At 61.2% G+C, this 13,804-nt stretch carries 12 protein-coding genes; 10 read left to right on the top strand and 2 right to left on the bottom strand.

Features of this window, described 5'->3' with window-relative positions; genetic code table 11:
• Positions 1-39 precede the first annotated feature (39 nt).
• From NTD84_RS28205 to NTD84_RS28160, 10 genes are all read left to right on the top strand, one after another.
• Positions 40-966: a carbohydrate ABC transporter permease gene (locus NTD84_RS28205; protein WP_410017385.1), complete on the top strand. Its 927-nt coding sequence runs from the start codon at positions 40-42 to the stop codon at positions 964-966.
• Positions 967-976: 10 nt separating this feature from the next.
• Positions 977-1,807, top strand: coding sequence for a carbohydrate ABC transporter permease (locus NTD84_RS28200; RefSeq protein ID WP_262172341.1), 831 nt, complete (start codon positions 977-979; stop codon positions 1,805-1,807).
• Between the two features lie 186 nt (positions 1,808-1,993).
• Positions 1,994-3,097, top strand: a complete 1,104-nt coding sequence (locus NTD84_RS28195) for an ABC transporter ATP-binding protein (protein ID WP_262172340.1) — start codon at positions 1,994-1,996, stop codon at positions 3,095-3,097.
• 15 nt (positions 3,098-3,112) lie between these two features.
• Entirely contained in the window at positions 3,113-4,597 is a 1,485-nt protein-coding gene (locus NTD84_RS28190) for a mannitol dehydrogenase family protein (RefSeq protein WP_262172339.1), read from the top strand.
• Positions 4,598-4,741: 144 nt separating this feature from the next.
• Positions 4,742-6,238, top strand: coding sequence for a xylulokinase (gene xylB / locus NTD84_RS28185; protein ID WP_262172338.1), 1,497 nt, complete (start codon positions 4,742-4,744; stop codon positions 6,236-6,238).
• Between the two features lie 14 nt (positions 6,239-6,252).
• Positions 6,253-7,197, top strand: a complete 945-nt coding sequence (locus NTD84_RS28180; protein ID WP_262172337.1) for a carbohydrate kinase family protein — start codon at positions 6,253-6,255, stop codon at positions 7,195-7,197.
• Between the two features lie 185 nt (positions 7,198-7,382).
• Entirely contained in the window at positions 7,383-7,904 is a 522-nt protein-coding gene (locus tag NTD84_RS28175; protein ID WP_262172336.1) for a sigma-70 family RNA polymerase sigma factor, read from the top strand.
• Positions 7,905-7,910: 6 nt separating this feature from the next.
• Positions 7,911-8,879, top strand: coding sequence for a FecR family protein (locus tag NTD84_RS28170; RefSeq protein WP_262172335.1), 969 nt, complete (start codon positions 7,911-7,913; stop codon positions 8,877-8,879).
• A gap of 232 nt (positions 8,880-9,111) precedes the next feature.
• Positions 9,112-11,562, top strand: a complete 2,451-nt coding sequence (locus NTD84_RS28165; RefSeq protein ID WP_262172334.1) for a TonB-dependent siderophore receptor — start codon at positions 9,112-9,114, stop codon at positions 11,560-11,562.
• 131 nt (positions 11,563-11,693) lie between these two features.
• Positions 11,694-11,960 carry a DUF2790 domain-containing protein gene (locus NTD84_RS28160; RefSeq protein WP_262172333.1) on the top strand — a complete coding sequence of 89 codons (267 nt, stop codon included), beginning with the start codon at positions 11,694-11,696 and terminating at the stop codon, positions 11,958-11,960.
• A 66-nt stretch (positions 11,961-12,026) separates the two neighbouring features.
• On the opposite strand, the gene NTD84_RS28155 is transcribed toward NTD84_RS28160, so the two are convergent.
• Positions 12,027-12,296, bottom strand: a complete 270-nt coding sequence (locus NTD84_RS28155; RefSeq protein WP_262172332.1) for a DUF1652 domain-containing protein — start codon at positions 12,294-12,296, stop codon at positions 12,027-12,029.
• Between the two features lie 462 nt (positions 12,297-12,758).
• Positions 12,759-13,772, bottom strand: coding sequence for a threonine ammonia-lyase, biosynthetic (ilvA, locus tag NTD84_RS28150; protein WP_262172331.1), 1,014 nt, complete (start codon positions 13,770-13,772; stop codon positions 12,759-12,761).
• Between the last annotated feature and the right edge of the window lie 32 nt (positions 13,773-13,804).

The raw sequence follows: 13,804 nt of genomic DNA, 5'->3' as shown, positions 1-13,804 counted from the left end.
AGTGGTTCTTCATCGCCGTTCTCAATCGGTTTTAACGCCATGAATACTTCAACTGCCAAAGCTCAAATGGACCTTGCCCAACCCGTGCGCAAAAGCCGGTTGGCCAATCCCGGCTGGTTTCTGGTCAGCCCCTCGGTGGCGTTGTTGCTGCTGTGGATGATCGTGCCGCTGGGCATGACGGTTTACTTCTCGATGATCCGCTACAACCTGCTCAACCCCGGCGAAAACGAGTTCGTCGGGATCGAGAACTTCACCTACTTCCTGACGGATTCCGGGTTCATGCCCGGCGCGACCAACACCTTGTTACTGGTCGGCAGCGTGTTGCTGATCAGTGTGGTGCTCGGTGTGTTGATCAGCGCATTGCTGGAGGCCAGCGAGTTTCTCGGGCGCGGCATCGTGCGGGTCATGCTGATCTCGCCGTTCTTCATCATGCCCACCGTTGGGGCGCTGATCTGGAAGAACCTGATTTTCCACCCGGTGTCGGGGATTCTCGCCTACGTCTGGAAACTGTTCGGCGCGCAACCGGTGGACTGGCTGGCGCATTACCCGCTGCTGTCGATCATCATCATCGTGTCCTGGCAATGGCTGCCCTTCGCGATCCTGATCCTGATGACCGCCATGCAGTCCCTCGACCAGGAACAGAAAGAAGCCGCGCGCCTCGACGGGGCCGGGCCAGTCGCGATTTTCTGGCACCTGACCCTGCCGCATCTGGCGCGGCCGATTGCGGTGGTGGTGATGATCGAAACCATCTTCCTGCTCTCGGTGTTCGCCGAAATCTTCACCACCACCAACGGTGGCCCGGGCTACGCCTCGACCAACCTCGCCTACCTGATCTACAACCAGGCGCTGGTGCAGTTCGACGTCGGCATGGCGTCCGCGGGCGGCTTGATTGCGGTGGTGATTGCCAACATCGCGGCCATCGTGCTGGTGCGGATGATCGGCAAAAACCTGACAGACAAAGCCTGAGGCCTGCGCCATGACCCTTCAACAATCCCGTCGCCTGCAAAGCCTGCTGCTCGGCACCCTGGCCTGGGCCATCGCGATCCTGATTTTCTTTCCGATCTTCTGGATGGTGCTGACCAGTTTCAAGACCGAAATCGATGCCTTCGCCACGCCGCCACAGTTCATCTTCACGCCGACGCTGGAGAACTACCTGCACATCAATGAGCGCAGCGATTACTTCAGTTTTGCGTGGAACTCAGTGGTGATTTCGTTCAGCGCCACCGCCCTGTGCCTGCTGATCGCGGTGCCGGCGGCGTACTCGATGGCGTTCTATGAAACCCAGCGCACCAAGGGCACGCTGCTGTGGATGCTCTCGACCAAGATGCTGCCGCCGGTGGGCGTGCTGATGCCGATCTACCTGCTGGCCAAGAGTTTTGGCCTGCTCGACACGCGCATCGCGCTGATCGTGATCTACACGCTGATCAACCTGCCGATCGTGGTCTGGATGGTTTACACCTACTTCAAGGACATCCCCAAAGACATCCTCGAAGCCGCGCGCCTGGACGGTGCGACGCTGGGGCAGGAAATGCTCCGGGTGCTGCTGCCGATCGCCAAGGGCGGCCTGGCCTCCACCGTATTGCTGTCGCTGATCCTGTGCTGGAACGAGGCATTCTGGTCGCTGAACCTGACCTCGTCGAAAGCCGCGCCGCTGACCGCACTGATCGCTTCGTACTCAAGCCCTGAAGGACTGTTCTGGGCCAAGTTGTCGGCAGTCTCGACCCTGGCCTGCGCACCGATCCTGATCTTCGGCTGGATCAGCCAGAAGCAACTGGTGCGCGGCCTGTCGTTTGGCGCCGTGAAATGAATACCCCCGCGCCCCTGAACCGATCCCAACCCTGTGGGAGCGGGCTTGCTCGCGAAGAGGCCGGTACGTCCGATGCATCTTTGCCGAATGAAACATCGCATTCGCGAGCAAGCCCGCTCCCACAGGGTCCAGCGCCGTTTCTGATGCTCCGGCTCAATTGAACAAAAACAAATGGAGGCCCACCCCATGGCCAACCTGAAAATCAAGAATCTGCAAAAAGGCTTCGAAGGCTTTTCCATCATCAAAGGCATCGACCTGGAAGTGAACGACAAGGAATTCGTGGTCTTCGTCGGCCCGTCGGGCTGCGGCAAATCCACCTTGCTGCGGCTGATCGCCGGCCTGGAAGAAGTCAGCGGCGGCACCATCGAACTCGATGGTCGCGACATCACCGAAGTCAGCCCGGCCAAGCGCGACCTGGCGATGGTGTTCCAGACCTACGCCCTGTACCCGCACATGAGCGTGCGTAAAAACATGTCGTTCGCCCTCGACCTCGCCGGCGTGCCAAAAGCCGAAGTCGAGAAGAAAGTCGGCGAAGCCGCGCGCATCCTCGAACTGGGGCCGATGCTCGAACGCAAACCGAAGCAGCTGTCCGGTGGTCAACGCCAGCGCGTGGCCATTGGCCGGGCAATCGTGCGCAACCCGAAAATCTTCCTGTTCGATGAGCCCCTCTCCAACCTCGATGCCGCCCTGCGCGTGCAAATGCGCCTGGAACTGCTGCGCCTGCACAAGGAGCTGCAAGCGACGATGATCTACGTGACCCACGACCAAGTGGAGGCCATGACCATGGCCGACAAAGTGGTCGTGCTCAACGGCGGCAAGATCGAACAGGTCGGTTCGCCGCTGGACCTGTATCACCAGCCCGCCAACCTGTTCGTCGCAGGCTTCCTGGGTACGCCGAAAATGGGCTTCCTCAAGGGCAACGTCACCCGCGTCGACAGCCAGAGCTGTGAAGTCGCGCTGGACGCCGGTACACGCATCACCCTGCCACTGACCGGCACCCGCCTCAACGTGGGCAGTGCGGTGACCCTGGGCATTCGCCCGGAACACCTGGAACTGGCGCAACCCGGCGACTGCACCTTGCACGTCACCGCCGACGTCAGCGAGCGCCTGGGCAGCGACACCTTCTGCCACGTCCTGACCTCGTCCGGCGAAGCCCTGACCATGCGCGTGCGCGGCGACCTCGCCAGCCGTTACGGCGAAACCCTGAGCCTGCACCTGGACGCCGGACACTGCCATTTATTCGATGCCGACGGCGTGGCGCTGACCCGCCCGCTGCGCGCTGCGGCCTGATCTAGAGAGCCTGTGATGAAACTGAATAAACAGAACCTGCACCACCTCGCCCCCGAGGTGGTGCTGCCCGCCTACGCCCTGGCCGACACGCGCCAAGGCATCGCGCACATTGGCGTCGGCGGCTTCCACCGCGCTCATCAGGCGTTCTACACCGACGCCTTGATGAACACCGGCGAAGGCCTGGACTGGGCGATATGCGGGGTCGGCCTGCGCGCCGAAGACCGCCGTGCCCGGGACGACCTCAAGGAACAGGATTACCTGTTCACCCTGTTTGAGCTCGGCGATACCGATGACACCGAAGTGCGAGTGATCGGCTCGATCCGCGACATGTTGCTGGCCGAGGACGGCGCCCAGGCATTGATCGACAAACTCGCCAGTCCCGAGATCCGGATCGTCTCGCTGACCATCACCGAAGGCGGCTACTGCATCGACGACAGCAATGGCGAATTCATGGCCCAGCTACCGCAGATCCAGCACGACCTAGTGCACCCGGAAGCGCCGAAAACCGTGTTCGGTTTTCTCTGCGCCGCCCTGGCCAGACGCCGCGCTGCCGGCACGCCAGCCTTCACCTTGATGTCCTGCGATAACCTGCCGCACAACGGCGCGGTGACCCGCAAGGCGTTGCTGGCGTTTGCAACGTTACGCGATGCAGACCTGCGCGACTGGATTGCCGAGAACGTGAGCTTTCCCAACGCCATGGTCGACCGCATCACGCCAATGACCAGCACCGAACACAAGCTGCAATTGCACGACAAACACGGCGTCGACGATGCCTGGCCGGTGGTCTGCGAACCCTTCGTGCAATGGGTGCTGGAAGACAAGTTCGTCAACGGCCGCCCGGCCTGGGAAAAGGTCGGCGTACAGTTCACCGATGACGTCACGCCTTACGAAGAAATGAAGATCAAACTGCTCAACGGCAGTCACCTGGCGCTGACGTACCTCGGGTTTTTGAAGGGTTACCGCTTCGTCCACGAGACCATGAACGACCCGCTGTTCGTGCGCTACATGCGCGCTTATATGGACCTGGACGTGACGCCGCAACTGTCGTCCGTGCCGGGGATCGACCTGACCGACTACAAGAACACCCTGGTCGAGCGTTTCTCCAACCAGGCGATTGCCGATCAGCTGGAGCGCGTGTGCTCGGACGGCTCGTCGAAGTTTCCCAAATTCACCGTGCCAACGATCAACCGCTTGATCGCCGATGGTCAGGAGACCAAGCGTGCGGCATTGGTGGTGGCGGCGTGGGCCCTCTATCTGAAGGGCGTTGATGAAAACGGAGACACCTACGCGATCCCCGATCCGCGGGCGGCGTTCTGTCAGTCGCTGGTCGCGGATGATGCATTGATAACCCAGCGGTTGCTCGCGGTTGAGGAAATTTTTGGTACGGCGATTCCGCGCTCACCGGAGTTTGTCGCGGCGTTTGAGTGGTGCTGTAACAGTTTGCGGGATGTGGGGGTGACGCAGACGCTTGAGCGGGTATTGGTAGTGTCCCCGCAGTGAGTTGACGGCCGTCTTCGCGAGCAAGCCCGCTCCCACACTGGGTCAGCGTCGTTCCCCAGGTTTGTGTTCACCAACAGCCCAATGTGGGAGCGGGCTTGCTCGCGAACAGCTTCACCCCGATTGACCTGACAACAAGGACCCACCATGCCAAACCCACACCTTTTCCTCGGCATCGACTGCGGCACCCAAGGCACCAAGGCCATCGTCCTCGATGCAGTCAGCGGCCAGGTCCTCGGTCAGGGCGCTGCCGCGCACACGTTGATCAGCGGCGCCAACGGTCGTCGCGAGCAGGACACCGCGCAATGGCTTGAAGCATTCGCGTCCGCCACCCGGCAAGCCCTGATCGCCGCCAACGTCGACGGCCAGCAGATTCTCGGCATCGGCGTGTCCGGCCAGCAACACGGCCTGGTTCTGCTCGACGACCAGGGCCAAGTGCTGCGCCCCGCCAAGCTCTGGTGCGACACCGAAACCACGCCGGAGAACGACCGCCTGCTGGCCCACCTGGGCGGTGAAAAAGGCTCGCTGGAGCGCCTCGGCGTGGTCATCGCCCCGGGCTACACCGTTTCAAAACTGCTGTGGACCAAGGACCAGCATCCCGACGTTTTCTCGCGGATCGCGCGCATCCTGCTGCCCCACGATTACCTCAACCACTGGCTCACCGGCCGTAATTGCAGCGAGTACGGCGACGCCTCGGGCACCGGTTATTTCAATGTGCGCACCCGCCAATGGGATTTGCAACTGCTACGCGACATCGACCCGACCGGACGTTTGCAGGCGGCACTGCCGGAGCTGATCGACGCCCATCAAGCCGTCGGCACGATCCTGCCCGGCATCGCCGAACAGCTCGGCCTCAACCCGCAGGCGCTGGTGTCCAGCGGCGGCGGCGATAACATGATGGGCGCCATCGGCACCGGCAACATCCAGCCGGGGGCGATCACCATGAGCCTCGGCTCCTCCGGCACGGTGTACGCCTATAGCGATCAACCGAACGTCAGCCCGGACGCCTCGGTCGCGACATTCTGCTCCTCCAGCGGTGGCTGGCTGCCGTTGATCTGCACGATGAACCTGACCAACGCCACCGGGGTGATTCGCGAGCTGTTCGATCTCGACATCGCGCCGTTCAACGAGCTGGTCGCGCAAGCACCGATCGGTGCCGAAGGCGTGTGCATGCTGCCGTTTCTCAACGGTGAACGGGTGCCCGCCCTGCCGCACGCCACGGGCAGCCTCTCGGGGTTGACCATGACCAATCTGACCCGGGCCAATCTGTGCCGCGCGGTGGTCGAAGGCACGACCTTCGGTTTGCGTTACGGACTGGACCTGTTGCGCCAGAATGGCTTACAAAGCCGCAGCATCTGCCTGATCGGCGGCGGCTCGAAGAGCCCGGTGTGGCGGCAGATCGTCGCCGATATCATGAACACCCCGGTGATCTGCACCGAACACAGCGAAGCCGCGGCCCTCGGCGCGGCGATTCAAGCGGCGTGGTGCAAGTCCTGGGCGAATGGGCATGAAGACACGCTGGCCGACCTGTGCGAGCGGTGCGTGAAGCTCGACCCGGCCAGCGAAACCCTGCCGATCGCCAACAACGTGGCGGCGTTTCAGCAGGCCTATGATCGCTATCAACAGCAGGTCGCAACCCTTTAAAGAGCGGACAAATTATGTATCTGGTATGTGGCGAAGCGCTGTTCGATTTCTTCAGCGAAGACGACGCCAGCGGCCTGGCTTCAAAAGTGAACTTCAAGGCGATCGCCGGTGGTTCGCCGTTCAACGTCGCGGTCGGCTTGCGCCGTTTGGGCGTGGACGCGGCATTGTTCGCCGGGTTGTCGACTGACTACCTGGGCCGACGCTTGCAGCAGGTGCTGCAGGAGGAAGGCGTGAGCCCGGATTACCTGGTGGATTTCGCCGCACCGACCACACTGGCGATGGTCGCGGTGGGCGCCAACGGTTCACCGCATTACAGCTTCCGGGGCGAAGGCTGCGCGGATCGCCAGCTGAAACCGGAGCATCTGCCGGCGCTGGGCCCTGAGGTGCGCGGCTTGCACATCGGCTCGTTCTCGCTGGTGGTGCAGCCGATTGCCGATACCCTGCTGGCTTTGGTGCAGCGGGAAACTGGCCAGCGGCTGATCAGCCTGGACCCGAACGTGCGCCTCAATCCCGAGCCGAACATCGACCTGTGGCGCTCGCGCGTGGCGACGCTGGTCGAGCTGGCCGACCTGATCAAAGTCAGCGACGAGGACCTGGGCCTGTTGTACCCCGAGCAAGATCCCCGACGCGTGATCGAAGGCTGGTTGCAGCATCGCTGCCAATTGGTGTTTTTGACCCGCGGTGGCGAAGGCGCGACGGTGTTCAGTCGCAGGCACGGTTCGTGGTCGGTCCCCGCCACTGCGGTGAAGATTGCCGACACCGTGGGGGCTGGCGATACGTTCCAGGCGGCATTGATCACCTGGTTGACCGAGCAGCAGCTGGATTCCATCGAAGGAGTGCAGTCGCTCGGGCGTGAGCAGATCGATGGCCTGCTGAAGTTCGCGGTGCAGGCAGCGGCGCTGACCTGCAGCAAGACCGGGCCGGATTTGCCGTATCGGCATCAGTTGGATGTTCGTTGAAGCTACCGGCCTTTTCGCGAGCAAGCCCGCTCCCACAATGGATGCACGTCGAATACAACAGTTGTGTTCACTGAAATCCACTGTGGCAGCGGGCGTGCTCGCGATGGACGCTAAAACTGGCCACTTGCTTTCCCCTGCCCGCGCCCGCTAATCTTGCGAATAGTTCTTATCCGCAGATACTTCCCATGCCGGCCGCCACGCTTCCCTTGCAGCAAACCGTTCATGACCTCTACAGCGAGCACCACGGCTGGCTGTTCGGCTGGCTGCGCAAAAAGCTCGGCTGCCCACAGAATGCGGCGGATGTTTCCCACGATACGTTTGTACGCATTCTGACTTCTCGCGATTCGCTGACCAGTCTGCGCGAGCCGCGCGCATTTCTGACCACCACCGCCCGACGCTTGATTATCGACGGCGCGCGGCGACGGCAGATCGAGGATGCATACCTGCGCGAACTGGCGCTGACGGTTGAAATGCTGGAGGGTTATCAGCAGTCGCCGGAGCAGATCTTGCTGACGCTGGAGGCGCTGGAACAGATTGCATTTGTGCTGGACGGCTTGGCGCATAAGGCGCAGCAGGCGTTTTTGCTGTATTTCCTGGAGGGGCTGGGCCAGGCCGACATCGCATTGCGGCTCGAGGTGTCGGAGCGGATGGTGCGCAAGCATCTGATGAACGCCCTGCTCCATTGCAATCACGCGCTGGACGTCTGACGGCCGATGACGGAACCGCAACGCTCCATCGATGAGCAAGCCGCTCACTGGTTGATCCGCCTCAATGAGGCCGACATCGACAACCACGACCGCCAGCAATTCGAAGCCTGGAAAAATAAGGACCCGCGCCACGCAGCGGCGGCCGAACGGTTGCAGGCGTTTGTCGGACGCTTGCAGGCGCTCCGCCCCCAGCAGGCGCCAGTGCAGGTTGCATTGAGCGCGGCGTTCGTCGAGCGTCGGCGTTCGCGCCGCACGCTGGCTGGCGGCACGGCCTTGGCGCTGTTGCTGGCCCTGCCCTTGGGCGTGTGGATGCACAGTTACCCGCCGGATTACTGGCTGGCGGACCTGCGCACCGCGCCCGGCCAGTGGAACAGTCAGCGCCTGGAAGACAACTCGCAAATCACCCTGAGCGGCAACAGCGCCGTGGATGTGCGCTTCGATGGCACGCGGCGACAGGTCGAGTTGTTGCGCGGTGAAATCCTTGTGCAAGTGGCCCATGACGCGGCGCGGCCGTTCACGGTAATCACCGACGACGGCCAGATGCGCGCGCTCGGCACTCGATTCACCGTGCGCCGCGATGAGCATTCGACAGTGTTGACCATGCTCGAATCGACGGTGGCGGCCAAAGGCAGCGAGTCCAGCGCGGTCACTGAGGTCAAGGCCGGGCAGCAAGTGCGGATTACCACGCAATCGGTGCACAGGCTCGGCGATGTCGAGCCGCGCACCCGGGATCAGGCGTGGCAGCAGCATCAATTGGTAATCCAGGATCGGCCGCTGCCGGAAGTGCTGGATGAAGTCGCCCGTCAGATCAATGGCCGCGTGCAGTTCGATCGAGCTGGCCTGGCGGACTTGCGGGTCAGCGCGGTGTTACCGCTGGACGATCCGGACCGCGCGTTGAAGCTGATTGCCGATGCGTTGCCGGTGCGCGTGCGTCAGTTCACGCCGTGGCTGGTGTGGGTTGATCGCAGGCCTTGAATACCGAATCCCTGGAGATTACGCCAACCCTGTCGGAGCCAGCGTGCTGGCGATGGTCGTTAACGATAACGCGTGCTGCCTGAATGAACGCGGGGCAGATGCGGCGCAGTTCAAAGGACGGCGTCTGAATCCGGACCTGTGGAAGCCGCCAGATTATTTTCGCGAAGACGGTTCCGCTTTTTTTCAGTGACCCGTCAAGGAAGGTAAGCCATTCATCACAGGACCTTCCGCCATGCCGCTGGACACCGCTTTGTCGCCTCTACCGCAACGCCCTCGCGTCACCTTGGCCCCGCTCGCGCTGGCGGTGAACCTGGCCATGACGACACTCTTGGGTCTGGCGTTACCCGGCCAGGCCATGGCGCAAAGTGAGGGCGCGCAACTCAGTTACAACATTCCGGCCGGCCCGCTGGGGCAAACGCTGAACCTGTTCGCCCAGCAATCACGGGTGGCGATCCTGTTCGACGCCAGCCGCGTGGCCGGCTTGAACAGCCCGGGCCTGCAGGGTCAAGTCGGCGTAGCGCAAGGGTTTGCGCAGCTCCTCCAGGGCAGCGGTTACCAAGCGGAAAAAGGCAGCAACGGTTACGTCCTGACACCAGCCCCGATCAATCAAGGCGCACTGGAACTTGGCCCGACCGCCATCAACGGGCTGGAGGACGAGAATGCCATCGCCCACGTCAAAGGCTACGTGGCCAAGCACAACCTGAGTGCGACCAAAACCGATACGCCGATCATCGAAACGCCACAGTCGTTATCGGTGGTGACCAGTGATGAAATCCGCGATCGGCAATCGGAAACCCTGTCGCAAACCCTGGACCTGACCCCTGGTTTCACCAGCCAACCCACCAGTTTCAACCGTACTTCGGACCGCTTCCGCATTCGCGGATTTGATGTCGAGTCGGCAACCGGGGGGTCGTTGCGCGACGGCCTGCGCCTGCAAAACAACTCCTATGACGGGGTTCAGGAGCCTTACGGCCTGGAGCGCGCCGAAGTGATTCGCGGCGCGGCGTCCGTGCTGTATGGCCAGTTGTCCCCCGGCGGCATGATCAACACGATCAGCAAACGCCCAAGCCAGACGCCTTACCATGAAATCAATGTGCAGGCGGGGCAGAACGACCGCAAACAGATTTCCGCCGATTTCACCGGCCCTTTGGGTGACAGCGAGACGCTCAGCTATCGCCTGACCCTGCTCGATCGCGACAGCCAGACATCGGCCGATCACATCGATAACGACAAGCTCTACATTGCGCCGGCGCTGACCTGGCGCCCGGACGACGACACGTCTCTGACCCTGCTGTCGTTCTACCAGAAAACCGAAACCGGGTTCTCCGCACCGCTGCCGTACCCATTCGTCAAAGGCGTCGGCAATAACCGCTTCCAGATCGGTCGTCACGATTTCATCGGGGAACCGGAATACGATGAAATGAATGGCGAAATGTCAGCGCTCGGCTATGAGTTCGAACACCGTTTCGACGAGCACACGCGCATCAGCCACAAACTGCGGTACTACCAGTCCGACGTGACCTGGAGATACCTGCAAGTCAACGTGACTCCGGCAACGCTGGCGCAATCACTGAGTTCCGGCTTGCTGCGGCGCCAGTACAGCGATCGCGAAGAGCGCTCCCGGGGCCTGGCCAGCGACACCAACATCGAAAGCAAATGGACGTTCGGCGATTGGGAACACACGTTCCTGGTGGGCTTCGACGGCTATGACACCAGTTACGATTCGCATAACTTCCGCGGCAACGCGCCGTCGCTGAACCTCACCACCTACAACTATGGTCAGCCGGTCATTGTGAACAGGAGTCCGCTGCTGGATCGCGGTTCACAAATCGACACCCTGCAAAAAGGCATTTATCTGCAGGATCAGATCAAGTTCGACGAGCATTGGGTATTGCTGCTGGGCGGCCGCCACGACTGGGCTGACCAGGACACCGAAACCTTCCGCGACGGCGGTCGCAGCAGTCAGAGCGATGAGGCCACCACCTGGCGTGCCGGCCTGGTGTACAAGGCGGATAACGGTCTGGCCCCTTACATCAGCTACAGCGAGTCATTTTTCCCGGTGCCTGGCACCGACAAATCCGGACAGGCGTTCGTGCCTACCGAGGGTAAGCAATACGAAGTGGGCATCCGTTATCAACCCGAAGGCAGTAACACTCTGTTAAGTGCCGCGGTGTACGAGCTGACTCAGAAAAACGTGCTGACCCAGGACAGCACCGACATCAACTTCAATGTGCAAACCGGCGAAGTGCGCTCCCGTGGGCTGGAATTGGAGGCCAAGACCGACATCACGCGCGATTTGAGCGTCATTGCGTCATACGCGTACATCGATGCACGAATTACCGAAAGCAACATCGCCTCGGAGATTGGCCAGCGCAGCGAGGACACGCCTTACCACCAGGCCGTCTTGTGGGCCGACTATCGGTTGACAGCATTGGGCCTGCCGAAACTACGCGTCGGCGGCGGTGCCCGATACAAGGGAACGACTCAAGCCTCGGGCGTGCCTTCGGACATGCCGGCTTATACGCTGTATGACGCCCGCGCCAGTTACGAGATCGGCGAGAACTGGGAAGTTGCACTTAACGCCAATAACCTCACCAACAAACGTTACACCTACTGTGAGTTCGCCATTTGTCGTTATGGCGACGAGCGGCAGCTGGTGAGTACCGTCAGTTATCACTGGTGACTTAACCTTCGATTAATCCTGCGGTCCAACACTTTACTGGACCGCACGCCCTCAGGTTGCTCTGACGCCCAGTGCGGCAGGCTCGACGCCTATCACGTCGAGTTCACCTCTGTCTGCACTGGAGATTGCTCATGAATATGCGCACTTTGCTGGTTACCGCCGCCCTCGCCTGCACCGCATTTACCGCACTTGCCCAGGCCAACGACACCGCATCCTCGCAAGCGGTGCCCTATCACTATGGCATGCCGCTGCACGTGGCCAAGGTCATTTCCTTGAATGAACCCTCGACCCTCGAATGCAAAGTCGTCACGGCTGATATGAAATACATCGATGCGTCGGGCAAACCGGCAGAGATTACGTATCGCAAACTGTCCGATGCGTGCAGCTATCAAAACTGATTGAACATCAACGAACGCGGGTCTGGCTTGATGGCCAGACCCGTTTTTTTGAAGCGATCGGATTGATTAAAGCGCTTGCCGGTCGGGATGCAGCGTGTGCATGTCGGACCGATGCTGCATGTCAGAGCGCAATTCGGCGATCAGGTCATTGATTTCCCGACAGCCATTTAGCGACTTGGCGTTAATTCCGGTGACCAACAGGTCTACTTGATCGGTCTGGCCGTCGGCAAACACTTTTACGGTCATCGACAGATCGGGCGACAGCGTGCACTGGCAGCGTTTTGGCAGAAAACTGCTTTCAATGATATTGCGAAGTTCCAAGGCAGACAGAAACATGGCGACCCTCTCCAGAGTGTGAGACAGCCAAACAACAATCAAATACTGACTCTATAAAAACCCGGCCAGCTTTAAGAGACAGCTACAGCATAAAACATGCCTCAAATTCCGCCGTGCAGCTCATCGGCAAATCAAGGGTTTAGCAAAACCGTCTAGAAATATGCCCGTGCAATTTGCAAGAAGAGCGGTTTTTTGCCCTGCAAATTGCAACCTGACGAGGCGCGGTTTGCATTGCCGGACATGGCGGTAAACCTGCGGGCTGTCCATCCAGTATCCGCTGACCGTACTCACACGCAAGAAGGCATCATCGGTTCCTTGACCGGGATCACTACCGCCGGGCTGATTGTTGCCGGGCTGTCGATCGTCGTTCAGGGCGGCAGAACTCGAAGGTGTGTCAGCCGGCATGTGGGTTGACTGACACACCGCTTTCGCGAGCAGGCTCGCTCCCACAGGCTCGCCCTCTTATGCCGGGGCAACGCTCAACGCAGCGCGCTCGGCGACATGGCGCAAACTGTCGAAGTTGATGTTCGCACCCGAATCGATCGCCACCAGTGTCTCGCCCCGAACGCCGGTCTGCGCCACGTACTTCTTGATACCGGCCACCGCCAGCGCGCCAGAAGGTTCGGTGATCGAGCGCGTATCGTCGTAGATGTTCTTGATGGCAGCGCAGAGCTCATCGTCGCTGACGGTCAGCACGTCATCGACGCAAAACCGGCAGACCTCGTATCCATACGCGCCGATCTGCGCGACTGCGACGCCATCGGCGAACGTGCCTACGCCGGGCAGGATAACGCGCTCACCGGCCTGTAGAGCTGCGCGCAGGCACGCCGAATGTTCCGACTCGACGCCGATGATGCGGACTTCAGGACGCAGGTATTTGACGTACGCCGCAATGCCCGCGATCAGACCACCACCGCCCACTGGAACGAAGATCGCATCGAGCGGCCCTTGGTGCTGGCGCAGGATCTCCATCGCGACCGTGCCTTGCCCGGCGATCACGTCCGGGTCGTCGAAGGGCGAGACGAACGTGCGGCCGGTCTGCGCGGCCAGGCTCAACGCGTATTCCAGGGCAAACGGAAAACTCTCCCCGTGCAGCACCGCCTCGGCCCCGCGACTGCGGACCCCGAGCACTTTCAGCTCAGGCGTTGTCGCGGGCATGACGATGGTCGCGGCAATCCCCAACTCTCGCGCGGCCAATGCCACGCCCTGGGCATGGTTGCCGGCGGAAGCGGTGATCACGCCGCGTGCCTTCTGCTCATCACTCAGTTGCACCAGTTTGTTGTAGGCACCGCGGATCTTGAAGGAAAAGGTCGGCTGCAAATCCTCGCGTTTGAGCAGCACCTGATTGCCCAGGGCGTCGGACAGCGCCGGCGCCGCCTGCAACGGCGTGCGTATCGCCAGCTCGTAAACGGGCGCGGCGAGGATCTTTTTGACGTAGTGCTCAAGCAAGGATTGCTGGGCGGCTGTGCTGTGCATGGTGTCTCCTGACATCGTTCAGAACCCAGGAG

It is taken from the genome of Pseudomonas sp. 14P_8.1_Bac3 (assembly GCF_025466085.1).
Classification (GTDB): Bacteria; Pseudomonadota; Gammaproteobacteria; order Pseudomonadales; family Pseudomonadaceae; genus Aquipseudomonas.
This window is presented reverse-complemented; position numbering and strand designations above follow the sequence as displayed.